The 24383-nt window shown below is 72.2% G+C and carries 29 protein-coding genes and 1 pseudogene; 17 read left to right on the top strand and 13 right to left on the bottom strand.

Going from position 1 to position 24383, the window contains the following annotated elements; all coding sequences use genetic code 11:
* Positions 1–10: 10 nt before the first annotated feature.
* The 5 genes and pseudogenes from IF27_RS17450 to IF27_RS17465 form a co-directional block, all read right to left on the bottom strand.
* Entirely contained in the window at positions 11–883 is an 873-nt protein-coding gene (locus IF27_RS17450; RefSeq protein ID WP_110946012.1) for an alpha/beta fold hydrolase, read from the bottom strand.
* Complete coding sequence (locus IF27_RS17455; RefSeq protein ID WP_052850511.1) at positions 880–2019, bottom strand: zinc-binding metallopeptidase family protein; 1140 nt, start codon at positions 2017–2019, stop codon at positions 880–882. The genes IF27_RS17450 and IF27_RS17455 overlap by 4 nt, the downstream gene beginning before the upstream one ends.
* A gap of 158 nt (positions 2020–2177) precedes the next feature.
* Positions 2178–2451: pseudogene (locus IF27_RS30380) on the bottom strand (IS5/IS1182 family transposase); the annotation flags it as partial.
* Positions 2452–2461: 10 nt separating this feature from the next.
* Positions 2462–2896, bottom strand: a complete 435-nt coding sequence (locus IF27_RS17460; protein ID WP_052850512.1) for a hypothetical protein — start codon at positions 2894–2896, stop codon at positions 2462–2464.
* A gap of 303 nt (positions 2897–3199) precedes the next feature.
* A complete protein-coding gene (locus tag IF27_RS17465) occupies positions 3200–4060 on the bottom strand; it encodes an SDR family NAD(P)-dependent oxidoreductase (RefSeq protein WP_052850513.1) in 861 nt (286 codons plus the stop codon).
* Positions 4061–4135: 75 nt separating this feature from the next.
* Here IF27_RS17465 and IF27_RS17470 point away from each other — a divergent pair, with 75 nt between their 5' ends.
* From IF27_RS17470 to IF27_RS17480, 3 genes are all read left to right on the top strand, one after another.
* A complete protein-coding gene (locus IF27_RS17470) occupies positions 4136–4543 on the top strand; it encodes a winged helix-turn-helix transcriptional regulator (RefSeq protein ID WP_052850514.1) in 408 nt (135 codons plus the stop codon).
* Positions 4544–4700: 157 nt separating this feature from the next.
* Positions 4701–5450 carry a sugar phosphate isomerase/epimerase family protein gene (locus IF27_RS17475; protein WP_052850515.1) on the top strand — a complete coding sequence of 250 codons (750 nt, stop codon included), beginning with the start codon at positions 4701–4703 and terminating at the stop codon, positions 5448–5450.
* Entirely contained in the window at positions 5447–6574 is a 1128-nt protein-coding gene (locus IF27_RS17480; RefSeq protein ID WP_052850516.1) for a Gfo/Idh/MocA family protein, read from the top strand. Before IF27_RS17475 ends, IF27_RS17480 begins: the two co-directional genes overlap by 4 nt.
* A 91-nt stretch (positions 6575–6665) precedes the next feature.
* Here the strand turns inward: IF27_RS17480 and IF27_RS17485 are convergent, their stop codons facing one another.
* The 3 genes from IF27_RS17485 to IF27_RS17490 are packed head-to-tail and all read right to left on the bottom strand — an operon-like array spanning position 6666 to position 8064.
* The gene (locus IF27_RS17485) at positions 6666–7430 is read right to left on the bottom strand and encodes a hypothetical protein (RefSeq protein ID WP_052850517.1); all 765 of its coding nucleotides are present in this window, start codon (positions 7428–7430) and stop codon (positions 6666–6668) included.
* Positions 7427–7570 (bottom strand): hypothetical protein, encoded by a 144-nt coding sequence (locus IF27_RS31165; protein WP_190233002.1) that lies wholly within the window; start codon positions 7568–7570, stop codon positions 7427–7429. The genes IF27_RS17485 and IF27_RS31165 overlap by 4 nt, the downstream gene beginning before the upstream one ends.
* Entirely contained in the window at positions 7570–8064 is a 495-nt protein-coding gene (locus tag IF27_RS17490) for an ATP-binding protein (protein WP_052850518.1), read from the bottom strand. Before IF27_RS17490 ends, IF27_RS31165 begins: the two co-directional genes overlap by 1 nt.
* A gap of 153 nt (positions 8065–8217) precedes the next feature.
* Here IF27_RS17490 and IF27_RS17495 point away from each other — a divergent pair, with 153 nt between their 5' ends.
* From IF27_RS17495 to IF27_RS17510, 4 genes are all read left to right on the top strand, one after another.
* Positions 8218–8997 carry an XRE family transcriptional regulator gene (locus IF27_RS17495; RefSeq protein ID WP_420822022.1) on the top strand — a complete coding sequence of 260 codons (780 nt, stop codon included), beginning with the start codon at positions 8218–8220 and terminating at the stop codon, positions 8995–8997.
* 91 nt (positions 8998–9088) lie between these two features.
* Entirely contained in the window at positions 9089–9289 is a 201-nt protein-coding gene (locus tag IF27_RS17500; RefSeq protein ID WP_052850520.1) for a DUF397 domain-containing protein, read from the top strand.
* 88 nt (positions 9290–9377) lie between these two features.
* On the top strand, positions 9378–9602 hold the full coding sequence (locus IF27_RS17505; RefSeq protein ID WP_052850521.1) for a DUF397 domain-containing protein: 225 nt from the start codon (positions 9378–9380) through the stop codon (positions 9600–9602).
* A gap of 88 nt (positions 9603–9690) precedes the next feature.
* On the top strand, positions 9691–9891 hold the full coding sequence (locus IF27_RS17510; protein ID WP_052850522.1) for a DUF397 domain-containing protein: 201 nt from the start codon (positions 9691–9693) through the stop codon (positions 9889–9891).
* Positions 9892–9951: 60 nt separating this feature from the next.
* On the opposite strand, the gene IF27_RS17515 is transcribed toward IF27_RS17510, so the two are convergent.
* Positions 9952–11181: an MFS transporter gene (locus tag IF27_RS17515; RefSeq protein WP_052850523.1), complete on the bottom strand. Its 1230-nt coding sequence runs from the start codon at positions 11179–11181 to the stop codon at positions 9952–9954.
* A 459-nt stretch (positions 11182–11640) separates the two neighbouring features.
* Here IF27_RS17515 and IF27_RS17520 point away from each other — a divergent pair, with 459 nt between their 5' ends.
* The 8 genes from IF27_RS17520 to IF27_RS17555 all read left to right on the top strand — a co-directional run bounded on the left by IF27_RS17520 (position 11641) and on the right by IF27_RS17555 (position 18250).
* Positions 11641–12027 carry a DUF6879 family protein gene (locus IF27_RS17520; RefSeq protein WP_338058212.1) on the top strand — a complete coding sequence of 129 codons (387 nt, stop codon included), beginning with the start codon at positions 11641–11643 and terminating at the stop codon, positions 12025–12027.
* 254 nt (positions 12028–12281) lie between these two features.
* The gene (locus IF27_RS17525) at positions 12282–12545 is read left to right on the top strand and encodes a hypothetical protein (RefSeq protein WP_052850524.1); all 264 of its coding nucleotides are present in this window, start codon (positions 12282–12284) and stop codon (positions 12543–12545) included.
* Positions 12526–13044: a DUF6879 family protein gene (locus IF27_RS17530; protein WP_052850525.1), complete on the top strand. Its 519-nt coding sequence runs from the start codon at positions 12526–12528 to the stop codon at positions 13042–13044. Before IF27_RS17525 ends, IF27_RS17530 begins: the two co-directional genes overlap by 20 nt.
* A 3-nt stretch (positions 13045–13047) precedes the next feature.
* Positions 13048–13896 carry a helix-turn-helix domain-containing protein gene (locus IF27_RS17535; protein WP_052850526.1) on the top strand — a complete coding sequence of 283 codons (849 nt, stop codon included), beginning with the start codon at positions 13048–13050 and terminating at the stop codon, positions 13894–13896.
* A 177-nt stretch (positions 13897–14073) separates the two neighbouring features.
* Entirely contained in the window at positions 14074–14310 is a 237-nt protein-coding gene (locus tag IF27_RS17540) for a putative ATP-grasp-modified RiPP (protein ID WP_263053845.1), read from the top strand.
* Positions 14310–15287: an ATP-grasp ribosomal peptide maturase gene (gene tgmB, locus IF27_RS17545; RefSeq protein ID WP_052850528.1), complete on the top strand. Its 978-nt coding sequence runs from the start codon at positions 14310–14312 to the stop codon at positions 15285–15287. The genes IF27_RS17540 and tgmB overlap by 1 nt, the downstream gene beginning before the upstream one ends.
* Positions 15271–16413, top strand: coding sequence for an ATP-grasp peptide maturase system methyltransferase (tgmC, locus tag IF27_RS17550; protein WP_052850529.1), 1143 nt, complete (start codon positions 15271–15273; stop codon positions 16411–16413). The genes tgmB and tgmC overlap by 17 nt, the downstream gene beginning before the upstream one ends.
* A gap of 154 nt (positions 16414–16567) precedes the next feature.
* Positions 16568–18250, top strand: a complete 1683-nt coding sequence (locus tag IF27_RS17555; RefSeq protein WP_223291088.1) for an immunity 49 family protein — start codon at positions 16568–16570, stop codon at positions 18248–18250.
* Positions 18251–18286: 36 nt separating this feature from the next.
* Here IF27_RS17555 and IF27_RS17560 read toward each other — a convergent pair whose 3' ends face one another.
* Both IF27_RS17560 and IF27_RS17565 read right to left on the bottom strand, forming a co-directional pair.
* Positions 18287–18679: a VOC family protein gene (locus IF27_RS17560; protein WP_052850530.1), complete on the bottom strand. Its 393-nt coding sequence runs from the start codon at positions 18677–18679 to the stop codon at positions 18287–18289.
* Between the two features lie 100 nt (positions 18680–18779).
* Positions 18780–19487: an MBL fold metallo-hydrolase gene (locus tag IF27_RS17565; protein ID WP_052850531.1), complete on the bottom strand. Its 708-nt coding sequence runs from the start codon at positions 19485–19487 to the stop codon at positions 18780–18782.
* 94 nt (positions 19488–19581) lie between these two features.
* Between IF27_RS17565 and IF27_RS17570 the strand changes: the two genes are divergently transcribed.
* The gene (locus tag IF27_RS17570; RefSeq protein WP_052850532.1) at positions 19582–20133 is read left to right on the top strand and encodes a TetR/AcrR family transcriptional regulator; all 552 of its coding nucleotides are present in this window, start codon (positions 19582–19584) and stop codon (positions 20131–20133) included.
* Positions 20134–20181: 48 nt separating this feature from the next.
* On the opposite strand, the gene IF27_RS17575 is transcribed toward IF27_RS17570, so the two are convergent.
* Both IF27_RS17575 and IF27_RS17580 read right to left on the bottom strand, forming a co-directional pair.
* Positions 20182–22701, bottom strand: coding sequence for an excinuclease ABC subunit UvrA (locus IF27_RS17575; RefSeq protein WP_052850533.1), 2520 nt, complete (start codon positions 22699–22701; stop codon positions 20182–20184).
* 116 nt (positions 22702–22817) lie between these two features.
* On the bottom strand, positions 22818–23348 hold the full coding sequence (locus tag IF27_RS17580) for a pyridoxamine 5'-phosphate oxidase family protein (protein ID WP_052850534.1): 531 nt from the start codon (positions 23346–23348) through the stop codon (positions 22818–22820).
* Between the two features lie 415 nt (positions 23349–23763).
* Between IF27_RS17580 and IF27_RS17585 the strand changes: the two genes are divergently transcribed.
* Complete coding sequence (locus IF27_RS17585) at positions 23764–24270, top strand: DUF6624 domain-containing protein (protein ID WP_052850535.1); 507 nt, start codon at positions 23764–23766, stop codon at positions 24268–24270.
* Positions 24271–24383 lie beyond the last annotated feature (113 nt).

Below are 24383 nucleotides of genomic sequence, written 5' to 3' on the forward strand. Positions count from 1 at the left end.
CGCTCCCCCGTCAGGCGCTGGCGGCGCCGTCGCGGACGGGATCGGTGCCCACCGTGCCGGGCGACTCGGCCGAGGACGGGCGGCCGTCCTCAAGTCCGGACAGCACCTCGGCGAGGCGGTCGGCGAAGGCGGCGGGGTGCTTGGCGTAGCCGACGTGGCCGCCGGGGAACAGGGCGAGGTCCCGGCCGAGCCGCTGGGCGAGGACGACCGCGGGGCGGTGCACGGTCTGTCCCCGCGACGTGTGTCCCCCCGCGACGGCGACGCGGCGCCGCGTACGGGCGAGCGCGCCGAGGTCGGGCCGGTGGCGGGCGAACGGCCGGACGACGTGCGCCAGGAAGAAGGCCGTGTTGTCCCGCTCCTCGGGCAGCACGGGCGCGGGCCGCCCGCCGAAGATCACGCTCAGCCTGCGCATGGCCGCCGGGATGCCCTCGCGCACGGACAGGGCGTGCACCTCGTCGAAGAGCGCCAGGTGTTCGGCCGCGTCGGGCAACAGCAGCATGGCGGGCGGCTCGTGCACGACGAGCGGCCCCACCGCCTCCGGGTACCGCGCGGCCAGCGCCATCGCGACCAGCCCGCCCGAGCAGCTGCCGAAGACCCGCACGGGGCCGCCGGACGGCGCGAGGTGGGTGAGGAGCCGGTGGGCGTCCTCCGCGTGCGTCTCGATGAACTGGTCGCACGGCGGCCCGTCGAGCGGGCTGCGCGAGTAGCCCCGCGCGTCGTAGGAGAGGACGCGGTAGCGGTCGGCGAGGGCGTCGGCCAGGCCCGTGAACACGGCGGCGTCCGAGTTGCCGCCCGCGATGAGCAGCAGCGGCGGCCCGGCGCCGCGCGTCTCGTGGTACAGCCGGGCGCCGGGGACGGCGAGCGTGCCGGTGACGGGGGTCATCGCGCCTCCCCCGCCGGGGTGCGGGCCGCGCACCAGCGCAGGACGGCGTCGGCGGCCTGCCGCGCCCCACCGTGGCCGAAGCGGTCGGCGAGCCCACGGGCGCGGCCGGTGGCGCCGAGCGTGGCCGTACGTTCCGCGACGCGGGCGGCCAGCCGTGCGCGCGAGCGGGGGTCGGCGGACACCGCGCGCACCGTCTCGGCGATGGCCTGGGACACGTCGGCGTCCGACCCGTCGTAGGCGACGGGCCGCCCGATGTCGGCCCAGTCGAGGGCGGCGTCGCTCAGCCCGTGCTCTGCGAGCAGGCGGGCCTGGGGGTGGTGGGAGGAGTTGGCGGGCGGCAGCCAGAGGGTGGGGACGCCGGTGGTGGCGGCGTCGTTGAGATTGCCGAGGCCGGGGGTCATGCAGGCGTGGGTGGCCGTGGACATGAGGCGCAGGACGGTGGCGTGGTCGCGGGTGACGGCGTCGGGGTCGCCCAGCGCGGCGGCGACGGCGCGGCTGGTCGTGACGACGACGCGCCGCCCGGCGGGCAGCGAGGCGCGGACGGCGGCCAGCACGACGCGCGCGTACGCGACGGCGTCGCCCTCCGTCCACAGCGGGTTCTGGAGGCCGCCGAGGTTGACGAGGACGTGCGCCCCGTCCCGCCGCGCGCCGGGCAGCGGGCGCGGGAGGGGCGGCGGGGTCACGGGCGGGACGACGACGGCCCGGCCGTGCAGCCGGGGCTCGGCCGCCAGGCGTTCGCGTACGCCGAAGAAGTCCTGCGCGAGGTAGAGGTCGGCGTCGCGCACGGCCGCCGGGAGGTCGGGCCAGAACCAGGTGAGCGCGTCGTAGAAGGCGACGCGGAGCCCGGCCTCGCGGGCCAGCGCGGCCGTCGAGGCGTCCATCGCCGTGAGAAAGAGGTCGAAGCCGGGCGCGAGGCGGTGCAGCAGCGCCCGGACGTCGCCCTCGCGCAGGCCGCTCGTGTCGTGGACGGCGGCGAACGGCGGGGTGGTCTGGAGGTCGAGCGTGTGGCCGCCGCCGACGTACGCCAGGTCCGCGCAGCGCGGGGCGAGTTCGGCGGCCAGCAGGGCGACGGCGGCGGCCGGGCCGAAGCCGAACGCCTCGGCGTTGAGGAGGAGTCGGGGCCCGTCCGGCGTCATGCACCGTCCAACGAGCGGGCACGGCACGGGGACACGGCCCCGCTCACACGATGTGCTTTCCGGATCTGCTCACCGGACGGAGGGGGCTTACGCCGAACCCGCCTGCCAGGCGCCGCACTTCAGCCGCGTGGCCCCTTCGGTGACGCAGGCCCTGACGACACCTGGGTGCCGTCCACGATGAGCACAGCGTCCTTCGCGAACCGCTTACGGGGCTGGAGCGCGGGCATCGGCCCGAGAGGGTCGATGATCCGGTCCGCCGCCGACTTCGACACCCCGAACAGCAGGGCACGGTCGGCTCCACGGCCGACCCCTGCGGACCGTGTCGGCCCCCTCGCGCCGCAGCAGCGTCACCAGCTTCCCGAATCGCCGCGGGCTCAGGCCGGTGAACGGGGCTCTCCAGGACGGCTCTGACGCCGTGATCACACCAGCCACACCAAAAGCGTCACATCAAGGTCAGACGGAGGTCCTCGGCCCAGCTCTCGCAGCGGACGCGCCCTCCGGGGAACGTGATCTCAAGAGCTACGCGTCCGGTGTTCGGTTCGTGCTCTTCCCGCACCGCCAGAATGCTTTCCCCGAGGTGATCCGCGAACGGTGTCTCGTCGCCGATCGCTCCCACGGTGACGCGTCCCGAGCCGCCCATGTCGTAGCCGGTGTGCGGCTCCGACTCCTCGACGATCAGACACCCGTCCGATCCCGTTGTGACGTGAACGGTCGCACCCCGGTCATCGACCAGCCACACGTCCAGCGGCCCCGCAGGGGCCTCGCTGCCATACACATGCCGCGATCCGACGACCTCCACGAGCAGGCGTCCCACGAGACCCTGTGCAGCCGCCCCACCACCATGAAGCGGGCACCCGTTCGACTTCTCAGCCTCCATCGGCCGACAGTACCGCCAGCCGACCTCCCGACTCACAGCCCTGTACGGGACAGCCCTTGGACGGGGGTTGATCAGGTCTGTGGAAGGATCTCGGCGCGCCTTGCCCTGCCGCAGGGCATCGCCGCAGTTCGGCGGACGAGATCCTGGCGGCAGGGTTCTCACCTACGCGACGGAGGGCCGAGGGCCACTTCTTCGCACCAGTACGCGCGTCGCATCGCCGATGCTGACGACACGACGCGGGCCGGGACGAAAGAGGACGCCCTCATGTGGCCGCGGCGGGCCCACCAAGATCCGCCGGGCGCCCTACGCCGTGCCCGCCGCGCGGCCGACGCGGCCGAGGCCGTGCAGCAGGTCCTCCGTGTAGGCGGCGAGGCGGTCGGCGTCCCCGGGGTCCAGCGTCCGCAGGGTCGGGGGCACCGGCTTCCCCCGGTCAACGGCGGTCAGCGGCTCGGTCGGCGGCTCGTTGATCCACCCGTCGATCGGCCGGACGGCGTCGGCCACCGGGCGGGCGAAGAAGCGGGCGAGCACCCGGAGCACGCGGCGCACCACCGGGTTGGGGTGCCCGTCCGTGCCGCTGCGCGTGAAGCCGGGGTGGTAGAGCACGTAACGGGCCCGGCCCGCGTCCTGCCGCGCGAACGCCACGCCCAGCAGGTCGTTCGCCCGCCCCGCCTGGAGCTGGGCGCGCACCTGCCCGTAGCGCTTCACCAGCTGCGGGTCCTCCCAGACGATCCGCCCGGCGGTGGCGCCGGTCCCCGAGACGTTGACGATCACCGGCGCGGGGCTGGCGTCCAGCAGCGGGCGCAGCCGGTGGCCGAGCAGGTAGCGGCTGAGGTAGTACAGCGCGAAGGTGGACTCAAGGCCGTCCTGCGTCTCCCGGCGGCGCGGGCTCAGCCGGTTGGCGAACAGCCCCAGCGCGTCCACGGACTCGTACCGCCCGGCGATCTCCGCCACGACCCGTTCCACCTCGTCGAGGGAGGACAGGTCCGCGCGCACGAAGTGCAGGCCGGGATCGTCGGCGTGCTCAAGCAGCGCGCGGCCCTTCGCCTCGCTGCTGCCGATCACGGTGACGCGGTGGCCCCGTGCGAGCTGCGCCAGCGCGGTCGCGCGGCCCATCCCGTCGGTCCCACCGCTGATGATCACGTTCTTGCGCGGTTGTCCCGACACGGTCGTTCTCCCTACTGTCGATAGCGGCCCCCTCATCGTGGGCCGTGCTCCCGGCGCCCGGAAGAAGGCAGTTTCATGTCCGATACGCACACCGGTGTTCCCTCGGTGCTCACCCACGAGCTGCCGCGTCCCGTCCCTGCGGACGAGCTGGCGGAGTGCCCGGTGGGGGACGTGTTCCGGCGCCTGGGCGACAAGTGGAGCCTGCTGCTGATCGTGCTGCTCGGGCAGCGGCCCCACCGCTACAACGAGCTGCGGCGGTCGGTCGAGGGCATCAGCCAGCGCATGCTGACCCGGACCCTGCGCACCCTGGAGACGGACGGCCTGGTGCGGCGCGAGGTGCACCCGACCGTGCCGCCCGGCGTCGAGTACAGCCTGACGCCGCTCGGGCGCAGCCTCCTCGGCCCGCTCTCCGGGCTGGCCGACTGGGCCGTGGACCACCACGAGGAGATGGACCGGGCCCGCGATGGGCGGGCCGTCGGCTGAGGGCGGGCCGCGCGGCGGCGTGTTCCGGAACGTCCGCCACCTCGCGTGGGACGGGTGGTCTGCGGGGAGGGTGACGGGGAACCGTTGCCACGACAGAACAAGTCGGATTAGCTTCTCCAGAGCCGCACGACAGGACATTTTCGGAGGCAGCACAACCATGGCACCACCACTGGGCGTCCAGCTCTACACCGTCCGTGAAGCGATCGCCGCCGACCGTGACGGGACCCTCGCGCGCGTGGCCGCACTCGGCTACACCGCCGTGGAGCCGTACGCCCCGACCGACGACCCCGAGGGCTTCCGCCGCGTCGCGGACGACCTGGGGCTGACCGTGCCCGGTACCCACGCCGTCCAGCTCGTCCGCGAGGACGACCCCGCCCGCGTCCTCGACGCGGTCGCCACGCTCGGCACCACGCTCGCCATCGTCCCGGCCGGGATACCCGCCGAGGACTTCACCCACCTCGACGGCATCCGCCGCGCCGCCGACCTGCTGAACGGCCTCGCCGAGCTGGCCGCCGCGCAGGGCATCACGCTCGGTTACCACAACCACTGGTGGGAGCTGGAGCCCGTCATCGACGGCCGCCACGCGCTCGAACTGCTCGCCGACCACCTCGACCCGCGCGTCGTCCTCGAAGTGGACACGTACTGGGCGGCGGTCGGCGGGGCGAACGTGCCCCGGCTGCTGCGCTCCCTCGGCGACCGCGTCCAGGCCCTGCACGTGAAGGACGGCCCGGGTGTCAGGGACGAGCCGCACGTCGCGGTCGGCTCGGGTGCCATGCCCGTGCCGGACATCCTGGCCGCCGCGCCGACCGCCTGGCGCGTCGTGGAGCTGGACGCCTGCGACGGCGACCTGTTCGACGCGCTCGGCAACAGCCGTACGTACCTCGCCGGGATCGGGGAGGCCGCGTGAGCCGCAGCGGACCGGTCGGCGTCGCGATCGTCGGCGCCGGTGTCATCAGCGGGCAGTACCTGACGACGCTGACGCAGCTGCCCGACATCGACGTCCTGGCCGTCGCCGACCTCGACCCGGAGCGTGCCGCAGCCGCCGCGCGTGAGCACGGCGTGCCCGTCTCGGGCGGCGTGGACGACGCGCTGGCCGTCCCGGAGGTCGAGCTCGTCGTCAACCTGACCGTGCCCGTCGCCCACGCCGAGGTCGCCACGGCCGCGCTGCGCGCCGGGAAGCACGTCTACGGCGAGAAGCCGCTGACCGCCACCCCGGCCGAGGGCGAGAAGGTCCTCGCGGAGGCGGCGGAGCTGGGGCTGCTCGTCGGCAACGCGCCGGACACGTTCCTCGGCTCCGGCATCCAGTCGGCGCTGCGCGCGGTGCGCGAGGGGAAGATCGGTACGCCGGTCTCCGCGTACACGGCGACGCAGAGCCTCGGCCCGGAGGGCTGGCACCCGGACCCGGCGTTCTTCTACCAGCCGGGCGGTGGGCCGCTGTTCGACCTCGGCCCCTACTATCTGACGGCGCTGGTCGCGCTGTTCGGGCCGGTCACCTCCGTGGCCGCCACGGCGGCGCGCGGGCGGGCGACGCGGGTCACCGGCTCGGGGCCGAAGGCGGGCGAGCAGTTCCCGGTGAACGTGCCGACGCATGTCAGCGCGCTGCTGGAGTTCGCCTCGGGGCCGCGCGCCAACTCGACGTTCAGCTTCGACTCGTCGGTGCGCCGTACGGTGATCGAGATCACCGGCAGCGAGGGCACGTTGTCCGTTCCCGACCCGAACCACTTCGACGGGCCGCTGCGGCTGTTGGCGAACGGGGCCGACGACTGGGTGGACCTGCCGGTCGAGGGCACGGCGCTCGGGCGCGGCCTCGGCGTGGTCGAGATGGCGCGGGCGCTGCGTTCGGGCGAGGCGCACCGGGCGTCGGGCACGCTGGCGTTGCATGTGCTGAAGACGATGGCGGCGATCGCCGAGTCGGCGGAGAGCGGGGAGTTCAGGCGGCCTGGCGCCGCCGCGTCGCCCCGGCTCGGGGAGCCGGTCGCGCCGGAGCCGCTGCCCGTGGACTGGGACCCGGCGGCGGCGACGCTGCTCTGAGGGATCACGCGCGCGACGGATCGCACGCACGACGGACCGCGTGCACGGACGGGCCCGGGGGGCGCACCACTCCCCCGGGCCCGTCCCGTCGTCAGCGCTCGCTCTCCCCTTCGCCGTCCTGGTCGCCGTCCTGTTCGCCGTCCTGGTCGTGGAGGATGCGGCGGGCGAGGTCGAACTCGTCGGGCAGGACGAGGCGTACGGCGTGCAGCTCGTCGGGCCACGCGTCTCCCGGCTTCGGTGCGCGGCGGTCGAGGCCGCCCGGGTCCTCGCCGAGGGAGACCAGCGCCCACCGGTAGACGCGCCACCAGCGGCGATCGACGGCGGCGAGGCCCCGGCGTACCGCCTCGGCGGGGCCCGCGCCGGTCCGCCGTGCGGCGTGGGCGACGGCGTAGCCGGATGCGGCGCCCAACAGGGCGGCGACAGCGGCCTGTTGGCGTGCGGTTCTCTCCGTCATGTGTGCCACGGTCTCTCCCGGCGTCGTGTGCGGAATGCCGCCTCGGGCCGCGCGTATGGCGGGGTCCGGGTCTTCGGCGTCGATGTGGCGTTGCCAGCGGCGGCCGAGCAGGGTCTGCGGCCTGCGGTGCCGTCCGGGGGTGCGGGGGCTGAGGCGGCGGGGGGCGGGCGCGCCGGGTTCCGTGTAGAGGGGGACGGCGCGACCGTCCGTGTCCATGGGGAGGTTGGCGGTGGCGTGGGCGTGGTCGGTGACTGCGCCGTGCAGACGCTCGACGCACGGGCCGCACGCGTACAGCGGCGCGTGCACGGCGGGGGCGCCGCTGGACACGGTGCCGACGGGGGCGACGAGCGTCACCCGGTGTCCGCACCACAGCCAACAGGCGCCGACGAACCACTCGTTCACGTGTCGTCCTTCCCGCCGTGGTCGTGCGCGCCGATCACGCGGGTGATCCACAGGATCACCAGCACGAAGCCCAGCCACAGCCCGCCACCGACGACGCTCACCAGCCCGAGCACGAACCCGAGCGCCCGCAGCCTGCGCATCACGCCACCGCCTCGTCGTCCGCGTCGCCGGGGTCGGAGGCGAGGTTGGGGGCGGGGTCGGGGGTGAGGTCCAGGGTGAACCAGACGCACTTGCCGCCCACTTCGGGGTCGCAGCCGAAGTCCCGGCACATCGAACGGAGCATCCACAGGCCGCGCCCGGACTCCGCGTCCCAGTCGGGCTCGGACTCCGCGTCCCAGTCGGGCTCGGTCACCACGGGCAGGCACGGCGACCGGTCCTCGACCCGCACCGTCACCCGCCCACCGTCGAGCACAGCCGACAGACGACAGTGCGGGTCGTCAACGTGCCGGACCACGTTCGTCAGGACCTCCGACAGCCCCATCCGCGCAACCTCGACGGCGGCCTCGGACGCTCCCCAGGACCGCAGGACCAGCACGAGCGTCCACCGCCACGTCTCGATCCCCCGGGCATCGGCGAGTAAGTCCCACGCGTACGCATAGTGCTGCCTCTCGGCGAACCGAACCGGAACCGTCATGACACCTCCTGGGGCGAACGCAGCAGAGCCAGAACACTCCGCTTCCGACGACCCACAGAGCGTGCCCGACCACTTTCGGCAGTGCCACCGTCACCCGTCGCCATAACTGCCATTACCCGTATACCGTTGGCGAGTGACTGTTATGACCGGGGAGTGGACTTGAACGAAGCGCTGAGGCGGGCTATCTCCGATTCAGGAACAAGCGCACACATGTTGGCGCAAGCCTGCGGTGTCGAGGATCGCACTGTCGATCGATGGCTGTTCGAGGGGCGAGTGCCACGTCCGGGAACTCGTGCCGCTGTCGCTGACGAGCTAGGAGTTGATGAGAACGTGCTGTGGCCCGGCGCTGCGAAGGCCGTGTTGAAGACAGGGGTCGATCGAGAGGTCGTCTCGGTGTATCCGTATCGCTCGGCCTGTCCGTCATCGGTGTGGCGATCACTCATCACCGATGCCGAAAAGGAGTTGACGTTCGCCGGGTACACCAACTATTTCCTGTGGCTGGACCACGCCAATCTCGCCCAAGTGCTCCGCAGGAAGGCACGCGGCGGCGCCGCCGTGCGTTTCTTGCTCGGCGATCCCGACGCCGACCTCACCCGCCGCCGGGAAGCCGTCGAACAGACGGCTCTAACCGTCTCGACGCGCATCCGCATCACACTCGAACACCTCCAACGCCTCACCGGAACCCCCAGGATCGAGGCCCGCTACAGCGACCACGAGGGACACATCAGCCTCTCGGTCTTCCGATTCGACGACCAAATGCTCGTCACTCCCCACCTGGCCAACCTCGTCGGTCACGACTCACCCCTGCTCCACCTTCGGCGCCTCCAGGACGACGGCATGTTCGACCGCTTCGCCTCCCACGTGGAAACCCTCTGGGACGAAGGCCGCCCGGCTTCCCCAGCCGAGGACGACTCGCCTGCCGCGCTTCCCTGACCGGAGAATTAGCGCCGCGCCGGCTGTCTATTCATCGACCAGAGCTGGGTAGAGTCACAACGGCATCGGCTATCAGAGAGGAAGCCAGGAGATGCAAAAGCAGAACGCAACTTGGCACCGGAGCAGTTACAGCGGCCAGAACGGAGAATGCGTCGAAGCGCGCCACCGCGCCCACGACGGCATCGACCTCCGCGACTCCAAGCACAACCACGGCCCCATCATCACCATCGACACCCACAGCTGGACCACATTCACCACCGCCCTGCAGAACGGCGCATTCGACGCGCGCTGACCATCGCGTCGCGATCGAGCACCAGCCCGCCCAGGCCCCGGTGAACTGCACATCTCGTTCGTGAACTCTCGTCAGAGGAACGAAGCGGATGATCAGCAACATCGACGTGACCACCGCCAAGTGGGTCAAGAGCGAACTGAGCAACGGGACGAACAACTGCCTGGAAGTGGCCTTCGTCGGCGGAGTCGTAGCACTCCGGGACTCCGGGGACGTGGGCAATCCGGAAGCGAAGGTGCTCATCCTCTCCGAGGACGACTACCGCGCTTTCACCGGTGGCGTGCAGAACGGCCAGAGCAGTTTGCTGCTCCCCTGATCGCCCGCAACTGTCACGCGCCGCCCGGCAGCTGACGGTCGCCCCTCGACCGCCCCTTCCGACCATGCCTCACGAGAGGACAACTGCGATGCAACCGAACGAGTCCGCATGGTTCACCAGCAGCCACAGCGGCCCGAACGGAGACTGCCTCGCAGCGCGTCACCGCGCCCACGACGGCATCGACCTCCGCGACTCCAAGCACAACCACGGCCCCGTCATCACCATCGCCACCCACAGCTGGACCACGTTCACCACCGCCCTGCGCAACGGCACGTTCGAAGCACGCTGACGGACACGCGACCACCGGCCCGGACTGCGTTCGACGGCGCGCCCGGCGGCGCGGCCTCCGTCACGCCTCCTCCTCCCCAACGCCCGACTCGTCCGCGTGCTCGAAAGCGCGGAAGTGCGCGATCGCGGCGACCATGAGCAGGGCGCACAGGACGAAACAGCCCGCGGCGACGGCGAACGGCGTCTGGAACCCCCACCGCGCCGCCAACACACCGCCCAGGCCCGCCCCGGCGGACAGGCCGCCGATACCGACCAGGCGCCCGACCGACCCGACGCGCCCCATCATGGCGGCCGGGGTCACCTTCTGCCGGATCGATGCGGCCATCACGTTCCACACCACCGCGTGTCCGATGTAGGCCGCCAGGAAGAACCCGACGACCCAGACGCTGTCGGACACCGCGATGACGGCGAACGACATGGCACCGACGAGCAGCGCGCCGATGACGGTCCCGCTGTAGCCGATCCGCCGTCTCACCGGTGCTGCCACGACGCTGCCGAGCAACCCGCCCACCGCCGAGGCCGACAGCAGCAACCCGTAACCGGTGGAGTCCAGGCCGAGCACTTCCTCGGCGTACAGCACCAGGTACGAGAACGGGATCATGTAGCCGACGCTCGCCAGGCCCCCGATCGCGATCAGCGTCCTGACGACGACGTTCGACCACGCCCACGCGGCGCCTTCGCGCACCTGCCGGACGAACCGCTGCCGTTCGCCACCGTGTTGGGGCTCGGGAAGCCGGTACGCCCCGCGCAGCCGGACGTACGCCAGCGCCGCCAGCAGGAAGACGCACGTGTTCAGCAGCGACGGCGCGAACGCCGCCAGCCCGAACAGGAACCCGCCGAGCGGCGGCCCCACGAACTCGTCCACGACCACCTGCGTGCCCGCGATCTGCGCGTTCGCGCGGTCGAGCCTTTCGGCCGGGACGGCCTGGGGCAGGATGGCGACGGCGGCGCTGTCCGCCAGCGTCTCGATCACCCCCATCACCGCATACACCATGTACAGGACGGTCAGGGTCGTCGTGTCACTCAGCACCACCAGCGTCAGCACCGCGAACAGCGCGCCACGTGAGAACCCGGCCCCGTAAAGCAGCTTGCGGCGATCGACCCGGTCCACGAGGACGCCGATGCCGAGCACCGACAGCAGACGCGGCAGCGTGTAGGCGATCGACAGCCCCGCGATCGCGACCGGGTCCTCGGTGAGCGTGGCGGCGAGCAGGGGCAGCGACACGAAGGTCACGCCGTCGGCCAGGTTGGACGAGGCGTTGCCCGCCCAGATCTTCCGGTAGTCGTCCACAAGTTGCCCCCCTGGCTCAGCCGCTCGGACAAGGATGCCTGCGAGCGCACAGCCACTCCGGTCGCGAGCGCGCCGAAGTACCCGACAAAGCGGTCGAGTTGGGTCGCGCCCCAGCACGCGGCGGGCAGGGATCACGACTTCGCCGCTCGCGTCCGAGGACCCGAACACCAACGGCGACGAATGCCTCACCATGTGTGGGGACAACCAGAGTTCGTAGGCCGATGGCGACACGGAAGCGGAACGCCGGACAAACGGGGCCGTCCCCAACTCCGCGCCGATCCGCATCCGCGCGCAGGGTGCCGTTGAAACAGGAAGGCATGTCATGAAGCCGAGCGTTCCGCCGTTCCGTGAGCTGATCGCAGACTGTCACCGCTCCGCCGTGCACCTCGAACTACGCGACACCTACGAGGGGTACGAGGACGGGGGGGGCACTTCGCCGCCTGGAAGCAGGCCGGTGGGATCACCCCGGCCTTTCTCGCGTACTTCCGCCCGTGGACGGAACTCGTGCAGGAGGCGATCGGTCGCGGCGTCGAGATGCGCCGGGCCCGTGTCGTGTCCGAGCCGGTCACCGACTACATCCGGTTCGAGCACGACGTCTCGCGCCTCAACCAGGAGGCCGGGGAACAGTTGCGGTGGCTGCCGCGCAGGGACGCGGCGACGCTGCTCCTGCCCGGCGCCGACCTGTGGATCTTCGACGACCGGCTGATCAGGTTCGGCCACTTCGCGGGCGACGGCTCCTCGGTCGGCCAGGAGTTGTGCGACGACCCGGCGGTGATCGCGAAGTTCAGCGCGTCGTTCGAGGCCGTGTGGGAACGAGCCGTCCCCCACGACAAGTTCACGGTCTGACGGCTCCCCCGCTGCGTCAGCTCGTTGCTCAGCACAGGTCACGCGTGTCACGCGCACTCGCCACCAGTCGGCGCGCCCCACGGCCAGCCTCGCCGAAATGGCGGCCGAGATACCGCTGTCGCGCCACGACGGGCGGCGTGGTCGGCGTGGTCCGAGTGGCAGTCAACGGCCGAAAATGTCTACTTGACGCGTCGCACCGCCCGGGCGATGGTCGTGCAATCGCATGCAACCACACCGACTACGGGAGAGGCGGCATGAAGTTACGGTTCCTCGGGATCATCCCGAACAGCCCGGTGGACGAGTCCCCGACCATCTGGTTGGACGACGAGACCGGCGACCTGCTGATCCAGTCGTACAAGGCCACCGAGACGGAAGTGAAGGCGTGCCAGGAGATCGGTTCCCTCCCTGGCCACTCCGCGGACGTCCCGGATCACGAGACGATCATCCGGCTCCCGGCAGTGATGCTGAAGTACGTTCCGCGACCGGAAGGCAGCAACGGTGAAGTACCCCGTCCGTGAAGGACTGGCGGCGGCCCGGCACTCCGCGATGCACCTGGAGATGCGGGACCGCTACACCCCGGACGCCCCCGAGTTCGCCCGCTGGCGAGCGGGACATCGCTACGCCGGTGACCACGCCAGGCTGCCTGACTGGTGGGCGGCGTGGGCGGACGTCGTGGGCGAGACGACGGCGCGCGGAGTCACGATGCGACGCGCCCGCATCGTCTGCGAACCCGTCACCGACTACATCCGGTACGAGCACGACATGACGTTCGCCAATGTGGCGGCGGGTGAGCTGGTGCGCTGGCTGCCTCGCCGCGAAGCAGCGGACATCGCGCTGCCCGGGACCGATCTGTGGATGTTCGACGGCTCGACGGTCCTGTTCACGTTCTTCTCGGGAGACGGGGACGTGGTGGATCGCGAATGGACCACGGAGCCGTCCGTGCTGGCCATGGTGAGCACGGCGTTCGAGACAGTGTGGGAACGAGCGACACCACATGAGGACTATAAACTGACCTGAATCGTGTCCGATTCAGCGTCATCAAGCGTTCAACGAGCCCGGCGTCTCCTTGCCGACCGCCTCAGGGAATTGGTCAGGGACGCCGGGCTGGACGGCAAGGATGTGGCCGCCCTCTGCGGGTGGCACCCGTCCAAGGTGTCTCGTATCTCGACGGCGAAGACACAGCCCAGCGCCGACGACATCCGCGCCTGGTGCCACGCCTGCGGCGCCGACGACCAGGCGGAAGACCTCGTCGCCACACTGCGGGATGTCGAGGGCATGTGGGTGGAGTGGCGGCGCATGGAGCGATCGGGGCTCCGGCGGTCACAGCAGGCGGCACTGCCTCTTTTCGAGCGCACCCACCGGTTCCGCGTCTACTCCTCCTGGTTGGTACCGGGCCTCCTCCAGACTCACGGATACACCGAGGCCGTGTTGCGCGCGGTTCAACGGCGGCGCGTGCCCGTGGACGACGTGGCCGATGCCGTCGCCGTACGGATGGAGCGCCAGCGCATACTCCATGACGCGCCACGCACCTTCGCGTTCCTGATCGAGGAATCCGTGCTGAGCAATGGGCTCGGGGACGCCGACACGCAGGCCGAACAGTTGGAGCGACTCCTCACGGTCAGCACCCTTCCCCAGATCAGCATCGGCGTCATCCCCACCCGTCTGGAGCGGACACGCATGCCCGTGGAAGGCTTCTGGATCTTCGATGCGGGACAGGTCAACGTCGAGTTGGTCTCAGGACATCTCACCCTGACCCAACCCGGTGAAGTGAACGCGTACGCCGAGACCTTCGCCGAGTTCGCGCAGATGGCCGTCCACGGTGCACGAGCCCGCGCCTTGATCGTCAGAGCAAGGGACTCGCTCGCCTGATTCGCATGCAATCGGATGCAATCGGCTGTGTGGTGAGGTTCGTCCCTTTCTAGTGTCGTCGTGAACCGGACGACATGAAGGGGTCGGCATGAGCAAGCCGCTGCACTGTCGGCACCGCCAGGAAGCGGAGGCGCAGCACCGATGACACAGTTGCCCGCACCGTGGGGTACTGGCCGGATGGGGCCGTATGCGGCTGCCGTCGAGGTCCCCCGGTCCACACCCGTGATCGACCCCGAGACGCAGATCGCGCTGATCGTGGACGAGAACGGCCGTACGGTCGAACTCGGCGCCCACGGCACCAGCACCAGCGGCCTGACGCCCACCACCACCTCGCCGGGCGACGGAGCCGCCCCGGAGGTGGCGTCGGACGCCGACAGCACGGAATCGTACGACCAGGACGAGAGTTCCGGCTGATGGACGACCCGGGCGGGTCGGTGTTGGTGCTGACGAACCCGTACGACGTGACGGCGGACGTCGTCCTGCGGGTTCTCGCGGAACGCCGGGTCTCCGTGGTGCGTCTCGACCCCGGCACCGACCTGCACGCGGGTGCCTCGCTGACCGCCACCTACGGGACAGGCGGCCGACGGGGCACCCTGCGTACCGCGACCCGGAGCGTCCGTACCGGCCGCATCCGGTCCGTCTGGGTACGCAGGCCGTCGCCGCACGACGGGCCTTCGGAACTCGCCGCGCAGGACCGCCGGTTCGCCGCCGCCCAGTCCCTGTGGGGAGCCGGGGGCATCCTCGCGTCACTCCCGGAGGCGCACTACGTCAATCACCCATGGGCCAACCGCGCGGCCGAGTTCAAGCCCGCGCAGCTCTCGGCCGCGGAGCGCTGCGGCTTCCCGCTGCCCGACACGATCATCACGAACGATCCTCGCGAAGCCCGCGAGTTCGTCGCCTCACTGCGCGGGGCGGCGGTCTACAAGCCGCTGTGGAACACGCCTTACCGGGTCGGTGGCGAGCCGCACGGTGTGTGGGTGCGGGACGTCGGCGCGGAGGAGATCACCGACGCCGTGTCCCTCTGCCCACACCTGTTCCAGGCGAAGGTGGACAAGGCGTTCGACGCGCGGGTCACGGCCGTCGGGGAGCGCGTCTTCGCGGTCCGTATCGACAGCCCTGATCTCGACTGGCGCCGACGGCAGGACCTGATGACGTGCACGCCGATCGAGGTCCCACCGGAAACGGCGCGTTCGATCGTCACCTATCTCCGTCATTTCGCGCTGGTCCACGGGGCGTTCGACTTCGCCGTGACCGCCGAAGGTTCCTGGTACTTCCTTGAGTGCAACCCGAACGGCCAATGGGCCTGGCAGCCCCCGGCGACCACCGAGGCGATCGCCCGCGCCCTCGCCGACCAGTTGGAGAAAGGCACGACACGTGAGCACTGCGGCTGAACTCCGCGCCGCCCTGGCGGACGGCCTCGCCGAGCACGGCACGCCGACCGACCCCGCATGGCGCGACGCCGTCAGGAGCGTCCCCCGCGAACTGTTCACCAGGGCCTACTTCACGCGGGTCGGCGACAGCTTCCCGGCCGGTTACCGGCCGATGCGCGAGGGCGAGCCGGGATGGCTGGAGGGGATCTACACGGACCAGACGCTCGTCACGCAGCTCGACGGTCGCGTCCGGCCCGACGACGTGGCCGGGGGCACCGTGACCGGCTCGCCCTCCTCGTCGTCCACCCTGCCGTCACTCGTGCTGCGCATGTGGCAGCAGTTGGGCGCCCACGCGGGCCACAAAGTTCTTGAGGTGGGCACGGGCACCGGCTACTCGACCGCCCTCGGCGCTCACCGGCTCGGCGACACGCGCCTCACCAGCGTCGAGTACGACCCGGCCGTGGGCGAGGCCGCCGCGGCGGCGATCAGGGCAGCCGGGTACGCCCCGCGGCTGATCATCGGTGACGGGCTGCGCGGCGACCCGGACGGGGGACCGTACGACCGGGTGATCGCCACGTGCTCCGTCCGGTACATCCCGCTCCCGTGGCTGCACCAGGTGAGGCCGGGCGGCCGGATCCTGGTCACCCTGTCCGGCTGGAGCTACGCCAACGCGCTCGCGCTGCTCCACGTGACCGGGCCCGGTGAGGCGACGGGCCGGTTCCTGCCCGGCCACACCAGTTTCATGATCGCGCGCCCGCACGACCGCCCGCCCCGCCCGCACCTGGCCCTGCTGCCGGGCGAGGAGCGTCCGAGCCGGATCGACCCCGCGAAGCTCGACGACTGGACCGGCGGTTGGGTCGCGCAGCTCGCGGCGCCCTCGGCCGAACGCCTGGGGGGCGGCGACCGTCAGATCCTTTGGGACGTGTCCACCGGATCGCAGGCCAGGACGGCGCCCCACCCCGACGGCGGATGGACCGTCGTCCAGCGCGGACCGGTGCGCCTGTGGGACCGGGTCGAACGCGCCGTTCAGCTCTGGCAGGCGGCCGGGGAGCCCCACCAGGAGAGGTTCGGCCTCACCGTGTCGGCGGCGGGGCAGCGTGTCTGGCTCGGCGACGACGACGGGCCCGGCTGGGATCTGCCGATCTGAGGCGCCCGCGTTCCTGCGGGACGGGCCAGGGCCGTCGCTCAAGTGACGGGCCTGGTCCGCCCCATGGGTGTTCCGGGTTCGGTGGAGCAATGTTCACCTGGGCATACGAGTCCTTGGTGTGATCATCATCCGAATGGCACGTAGAGTTGCCAAGGTGAATGGTGACAACGACGTTGACCCCGAGCTGCCGATGCTGACGGCCGCCCAGGCCGTGCGCCTGCGAACGCTCGCCGCCCCGCACACCGCGCACGTCCAAGGCGTCTCCCTGCACAACCTGGCGTACCTGTGCCGCCAGGCCCCGGAGGACCACTGGCCGGAACTGGTGCGGACGCACTTCGCGCAGCTGCGGCAGGCGGGTCAGGGCGACGAGAGCCCCGCCGAGCTGCTGAGCGGCGTGCACGCGCGCCTGCTGCCCGCCGACGCGCTCACCCCCGAACTCGCCGCGGCCATGCGCTACGCACGCCCCGTCGCCGAAGGGCTCGTCCTCGTCCACGCCCACGACGCGCCCACCACCATCCGCACGCTCACCGACTCCGACGTCGAGCGCGCCGGGCACGAGGCGCTGAGCCAGGCGGCGTTCGCGAACCTGGCGCGTGTCCCCGTCAACCACGACGTGGTGACCGTGTCGGACGGCGCGTCGCTGCACTCCGTCCACGGCGACTCGCCGTTCGTCGCGAGCAAGGCGCTCATCCTGTCCCAGCTGGCCGAGGAGCTGACCGGGGAGGCGCTGCCGGACGCCGGGGCGCTCGTCGTCGTGCCGACGCGGCACCTGCTGGCGTACCACCCGATCACCGACGGATCGGTCGTCGGCGCGCTCAACGACCTCGCCTCGTACGCCCTGGGCGCCTACCAGGACGGGCCGGGGCCGCTGTCCCCCCGTGTCTACTGGTGGCATCGGGACCGCCTCACCTCGCTGTCGGTCTTCGACGGCGAGAGCCGCGTCTTCTCGCTCGAACCACCGGCCGAACTGCTGGGCGTCATGCGGAGCCTGGTCCGGCTCGACACCGCCGGGCGGCTCGCCCGCCGCGCCCCGGACAAGGCGCCGGACGACGAGACGCTGACCCGCACCGTCGCCGACGCGGTGGCCGGGCTCGCGCGGGACCCGTCGGGGCTCGCCGGGGCCTTCGCCGCCACGCTCGACCTGGCGTACGTCCGCAGCGCCGCCGACCCCCACCTCGCGGGCATCGACGCCTGGGACGCGTGGGCCGCCGCCGTGCAGCTCGGCACCGCGCTGTTCACCGGGACGGGCGCGCTGGACTGCCGTCTCGGCGAGGACCTCGTACGCCCACTGCCCGCCCTCCCCGCGGCGCCGCCGCCGGACGCCCGCGCCTGGCTCGACGCCTTCTACCTGGCGCTCGTGTGCCGCCAGCGGGACCGCCTCGGCCGTCTGTGCCAGGTGCCGTTCGAGGCGCTGCGGCAGGACAGCTCGGCCGACGCGTACGTCCTGCACTGGATCGACACGCTGCGGTCGTACGTCACCCAGCGCCCGATGGACGAGATCGCGAACAAGCTGACCGCCACCATCAAGGCGTCCTGGCCCGAGGCCGCGGTGCGGACGCCGAAGAGCCTCGTGGACCGGATCGACTACCAGCCGGTCGCGCTCTTCCACCGTCTGATCACCCGCAATCACGCGGCCTTCGCCGAGACGCTGGCCGAGGCCGTCGAGCGCCACGGGACGTACTGGGCCGGGTCGGCGGCGCCGCGCGCCCACGTGGCGCTCGGGCCGCTGGCGATCGCGTGCCTGGCGTACGACGACGGGTTCCCGCTCCCCGCGAGGCAGCGGTTCCTGCCCGGGTACCTGCTCAACCGGGAGCGCATCGAGTCGATCCCCGGCTGAGGAGCGCGGGGCGGCGGGGCGGCGCGGCGTCCGGGGTCAGGGGCAGCGGGTGGCGAGGACGCAGAACTCGTTGCCCTCCGGGTCCACGAGCACGACCCAACTCGCGTCGCCCTGGCCGACGTCGGCGTGCCGCGCGCCGAGTCCGAGCAGGCGGGCGACCTCGTCGGCCTGCTCCCTGTCGGTGGGGTTCACGTCGATGTGGAGCCGGTTCTTGACGGTCTTGCCCTCGGGGACGCGCGCGAAGGTCAGCATCGGGGGCACGGGGCCGGGGCGGCTCTTGCCCTCGGGCACGGCCGGGGAGCCGATGAGGACGACGCCGTCCTCCTCGTCCTCGTCCTGCACCTCGTAGTCGAGGACGGCGCACCAGAAGTGGGCGAGACCGGCCGGGTCGGCGCAGTCGATGACCATCTCGGTGAACTTGCTGGCCATGTCTGGACCTCCCGGTCGCGGCCTGGCGGGTCCGCCGAGCGGCCCGGCGGGATCGCCGCACAGTGTAGGCGGGCCGGGTGACCCGGGGGCGGTGGCGGGCTCAGCCGTTCCTGACGGCCGCCGCGATCTCGGCGGGTGACGCGTTCCAGGGCGCGCCGTGGCCCGGGAGCACCCAGGACGCGTCCAGACCGGCGATCCGGTCGAGGGAGGCGAGCGCCTGTGCCGGGTCGTCGGTGAAGGGCGCGGGCTGGGGTCCTGTGCGGCCGGTGAGGACGTGCCGTGTGGTCAGGGCGTCGCCCACGAACACCGCCTCGGCGAGCGGGACATGGATCGCCACGCTGCCGGGCGAGTGTCCCGGCATGCCGACGATCACGGGGCTGCCCGGCAGGTCCAGGACGTCGCCGTCGGCGACCTCCGTGACCTCGGCGAGGTAGCGGGGGCGCATGCCGTTCTTGCGGAGGCTGTACGTGAGGAACCCGAGCGTCGCGAGCGGGCGCATGGGGCCCGCGGGGGTCTTGGGCTTGTCCCCGGTACGGGCGCGGGCGGCGTCGGCGGCGTGCACGAAGACGGGCACGCCGTGCTCGCTGCGCAGGCGCTCGGCGAAGCCGATGTGGTCGGAGTCGCCGTGCGTGAGCACGAGGCCGCGGATGTCGTCGGCGGACTTGCCGAGGGAGCGCAGTTCGCGCTGGAGGTCCTGCCAGTGGCCGGGCAGGCCCGCGTCGATGAGGGTGATGCCGTCGGGGGTGTCGATGAGGTAGCTGGCCACCACGTCGCTGCCGAGGCGGTGCAGGTGGGGTGCGAGCTTCATGGGGGGTCTCCGGGGGGTGGTGCTGGCGACGTACGATGGCTAAGGTACGTAGCTATGATGGCTAACGTCAATAGCCATCGACCGGGAGGCCGACATGCCGACGCCCGAGAAGACCTCGCTCGGCGCGATCGTCGCCGCGGGCCGCGACCTGCTGGAGGTCGGCGGCCAGCAGGGGCTGACGATGCAGGGCGTCGCCGAGCGCGTGGGCGTGCGGGCGCCGTCGCTCTACAAGCACGTCGGCAACCGCGCCGCCCTGCTCGCCGCCGTCGCCGAGGCCACCGTCGCCGACCTGACCGCCCGGCTGGAGGCGAGCGACGGCTCGATCGAGGAACTGATGCGCCGCTACCGGACGTTCGCCCATGACCGGCCGGAGGGCTTCCGGCTGATGCACGCGCACTCGCCCCGCGCCCGGCCCTCGGACCTCGCCCGCGCCGCCGACCCGGTCCTGCGCGCCTGCGCGGCGCTCGTCGGCGAGCGCGACGCGCTCAACGGCGCGCGCCTGCTGACGGCCTGGGCGACGGGGTTCCTGGAGATGGAGCTGAACGGCGCCTTCCGCCTCGGCGGCGACGTGGAGGAGGCGTTCGAGTACGGCCTGACCGGCATCCGCCGCGCCCTCGCGGACGGACACCGGCCCCCGTCGCCCTGACGAGGCGATGACGCACGCCCCGCGCGCCGGACGCCGCCCGGCCGCCCCTCAGCCGCGCGCGCCCTCCCGCGCCCCGAGGAGCGGCAGGCCCGCCGCGTACCGCCGGAAGAAACCGGCGGTCGGGGTGTCGGCCGCCGCGACGTCGTCCGGGGTGCCCTCCGCGACCACCGCTCCCCCGGCGGGCCCGGCGCCCGGCCCCAGGTCGATCACCCAGTCCGCGGACGCGGCCACGGAGATGTCGTGCTCCGCCACGACCACGGTGTTGCCCGAGTCGAGCAGCACGTCGAGCGCGTCCACCACACGCTGGACGTCGGAGGGGTGCAGGCCGGAGACGGGCTCGTCCAGGACGACGAGCCCGGCCTTGCGGCTCGCGGCCCCGCGCTGGATCGCGGACGCCAGCTTCAGCCGCTGCGCCTCGCCGCCGGACAACTCCGTCGCGCTCTGGCCGAGTTGGAGATAGCCGAGCCCGACCTGGTGCAGGGCCCCCAGGGTCTCCATGAGCAGCCGAGGCGCGGGGAAGCGCTCCACGGCCTCGGCGACGGTCAGGTTGAGCACCTCGTCGATGGCCAGCCCGCGATACGTGATCTCCAGGGCCTCCGGCCGGTAGCGCCGCCCCTCGCACGCGTCGCAGACCACCCACACGTCGGGCAGGAAGTGCATATCGACCAGCGTGCGGCCGTAGCCGGTGCAGGTCTCGCAGCGCCCGCCGCCCGCGGTGTTGAAGCTGAACCAGGACGCGTTCAGCCCACGCCCGCGCGCCGTGCCGGTCTCGGCGAACAGCTTGCGGATCACGTCGAACGCCTTGCTGTACGTGGCCGGGTTGGAGCGCGGGGTCCGCCCGAGCGGCTCCTGATCGACCACCGCGACCCAGCCGAACCGGCCGAGGCCCTTCACCTCCCGCACCGTGTCCGTCGCCGTCCCGTTCAGCGCCGCCGCCACGCCCTCCCCGAGCGCGCCGAGCAGGCTGCTCTTGCCGCTGCCGCTCACCCCGGTCAGGCAGGTGAGACGACCGGCGGGGAGACGTACCAGCTCCGCGGTGACGTTGTGCGCGCGCAGCCCGCGCAACTCCACCCAGCCGGTGCTGCCCCCGACCGGGCGGCGGGCGCGGCGCAGCCGCGGTCCTTCACCGGCGAGATAGCGGCCGGTGAGCGACAGGGGGTGGGCCGCGGCCTTCTCGGGCGGGCCCGACACCAGCACCTCGCCGCCGAGGCGGCCCGCTCCAGGACCCATGTCGATCAGCCAGTCGGCGCGGGCGATCAGCTCGGGGTCGTGCTCGACGAGCAGCACGGTGTTCCCGGCCTCGCGCAACTCCAGGGCGATGTCGAGCAGATGGGCCTTGTCCGCCGGGTGCAGCCCGGTCCCCGGCTCGTCGAGGACGAAGGTGATGCCGCTCAGCTCGGTACTGAGCTGCGCGGCGAGCCGGGTGCGCTGGGACTCGCCGCCGGAGAGCGTCGCCGCGCTCCTGGACAGCTGGAGGTGGGCCAGGCCGAGCCGGTCGAGGATGCCGAGCCTGCGTCCCAGGTCCTGGAGCAGCGGCTCGCCCACCTCGCGCTGGCGGGCGCCGAGTTCGTCCCCCACGCGCCCCGCCCAGGCGCGCACCTCCCGTACCTCCACCTCCAGCAGGTCCGGGTACGCCAGCCCGCCGAGCCGCACCGACCTGGCCACCGCGTCGTAGCCGCTGCCGCCGCAGGTCTCGCAGGGGCGCTTGCGCATGTAGGGGAGGTAGCGCTGCTTGGCGCTGGACGTCTGGGCGTTCACGAACACCCGCTCCACCTCGGCGAGCGCGCCCCGCAGCGGCTGGACCGAGGTGTAGGTCATGACGGCCGTCTCGTTCTTGTTCGGCATCTCGACGGTCGCCTCGATCGTCTCGTCACCCGTGCCGAAGAGCACTTCGTGGCGGAACTGCTCGGGCAGCGACCGCCACGGCAGGGCGAGGTCCACGCCGCGCTTCTCGGCCAGGGCGGGCACGAACGCGTGCTCCCCGGAACGCCACTTGGCGAACCAGGCCGAGGCCCCGTCGAACAGCGGAAGCTCCGGGCGCGTGATGATCAGGTCCTCCTGCGCCTGCCAGCGTCCGCCCACCCCGTGGCAGTCCGGGCAGCTGCCTTCGGGCGTGTCGCGGTCGAAGTGGGCGGTGGTCAGGTGTCCGTCCACGAGCCGGGTCGCCGGGTCGTCGGCGATCGCCGGGAGGCGCGAGTACAGCAGCCCCAGGTGGCCGTCGATGCCGGTGATCGTCGCGACCGTGGAGCGCGGGTTGCGGTTCAGGCGGCGCTGATCGACGGCGAGCGTCGGGCCGAGCCCGAGGATGCGGTCCACCTTGGGCCGGTTGCGCTGGGTGATGTACTGCCGCACGAACGGCGACAGCCCCTCCAGGTAGCGCAGTTGGGCCTCGCTGTGCAGGGTGTCGATGGCCAGCGAGGTCTTGCCGCTGCCGCTCACCCCCGTGAAGGCGACGAGTCGGCCCTTGGGGATGCTCACGGACACGTCCCGCAGGTTGTTGGTCCTGGCTCCCACCACGTCGATGGTCCCGAACCCCGTGTGCGCGGGGTCCCCTGGAATTGCGGTCACTCTTCTTCCAACCTTCTGGCGGTGCGACGCGGCGCGGCACACCGCGACTCGATACGACGGGCGTGGGGGCGTGAGGGCGTGGGCGGGGAGCCTCCCGCCCACGCCAGGGGGAGCGGTCAGGTCCCGGAGGCCGCCATGAGCTTCGCGACGTCGGGGGCGTACGCGGTCATCCAGTGCGGACGGAGCCGGTAGTAGACCACCTCGTTGTCCCAGTCGAAGACGTCGTCGCCGTAGAAGTCCTTGAGGTACGCGAGGAACTTCGGCCATTCCGCGGCCGGTTCGCCGCCTCGGGGGTTGAGGACCTCGACCGTGCCGTGCGTGAACACGCCCAGGTCCTCGCCGCGCAGGTGTGCGGCGCTGGCGGCGGGCCGTGCGGCGAGGTGACGGGCCTTGGCGGCGTCGCGCGCGGTGCCGAAGTGCCACGTGCCGTGCAGGAAGTGGCCGTCCACCCCGCTGATCCGCGGCTCGCCGTTCGCCGTCACGGTGGACAGGGCGAGGGTGCACATGCCGGTGAGGAGGCGGGTGAGCTGCCCGGCGTCCAGCGTGCGCTCGGCGCTGACGATCGAGCGGAGGTGCGAGGTGGAGCGGGAGAGCGAGGCGTCGAGGAGGGCCTGCAGCTCTTCGAGCTCTTGTGGCGTTTCGCGCATGAGGGTCCTTGTCTGTGCGTGGAGAACCGGTCCGCGTCCACCCTCGACGCCGACCGGTGGGGCCATGCTCGGAGCCATACCAGACACCTTGTGTCCGGATTCCTCGGCCGATTCGCGGATGTCGCCTCTCCGCTTCCCCTGCCACGGCGCGGTCCTGGAGTCCTGGGGACACTCGCGGACCGACATTTCAGCGCGTGTTCCCCCCGGGTGAACACGCCCGCCGAATGCCTCGAACGGACGCGTGGGGCGTACGGCGCCGCGGCGCCCGGGCTGGCCAGGGGTTTCCGTCGTACATCCATTGTCCCGGCAGGGAGAGGCCCCTGTCACCGTTCCCCGGAATGATCTTTATGCCCGGAATGCCCCCTAGGGTGAGGGCGGCGGGGACAACCCCCGCGTCAGAGAGAGGAGTTCGAGGGTGGAGCACGACATCGCCGCGCTGGCGGCGGAGCTGGCGGACATGGGCGCGGCCGATCAGCGGTCCTCGGCGGGCGCGAACAGCGACGATCCGGCACGGCAGCTGGCGTGGCGTCGCCTGACCGCGCGGCACGGCGACCGGCTCGGCGAGATCATGGACGCGTACGGCTGGCCCACGGCCGACCTGGTCGGCGAGGAGGCGGCGCGGGCGGCGTGGCTGATCGCCCAGCACGCCGACCGCCAGCTCGACGTCCAGCGCCGGGCCCTCGACCTGATGGGGCAGGCGGTGTCGGCGGGCAGGGCCGGGGCGCGCGAGCTGGCGTTCCTGCGGGATCGCACGCTGGTCAACGAGGGCCGCGAGCAGGTCTACGGCACGCAGATCGCCGGGGTGCGGGACGGGGCGCCGGTCCCGTGGCCGTGCGAGGACCCGGAGCGTATGGACGACCTGCGGGTGGCGGTCGGCATCGCGCCCTTCGCCGAGTACGTCGCCGGGTTCGCGCCGTCCTGACGAGCGGCCCGGACGCGTCCGGCGGGGGCATGGGGACGGTCGCGCCCCCGCCGGTCGGCGTCACCCACATGTATCGACAGGTCAGGCGTTGTTCACCGAAGGCGCCGGGCGGG

Source organism: Streptomyces avicenniae, assembly GCF_000719135.1.
Taxonomy (GTDB): domain Bacteria; phylum Actinomycetota; class Actinomycetes; order Streptomycetales; family Streptomycetaceae; genus Streptomyces; species Streptomyces avicenniae.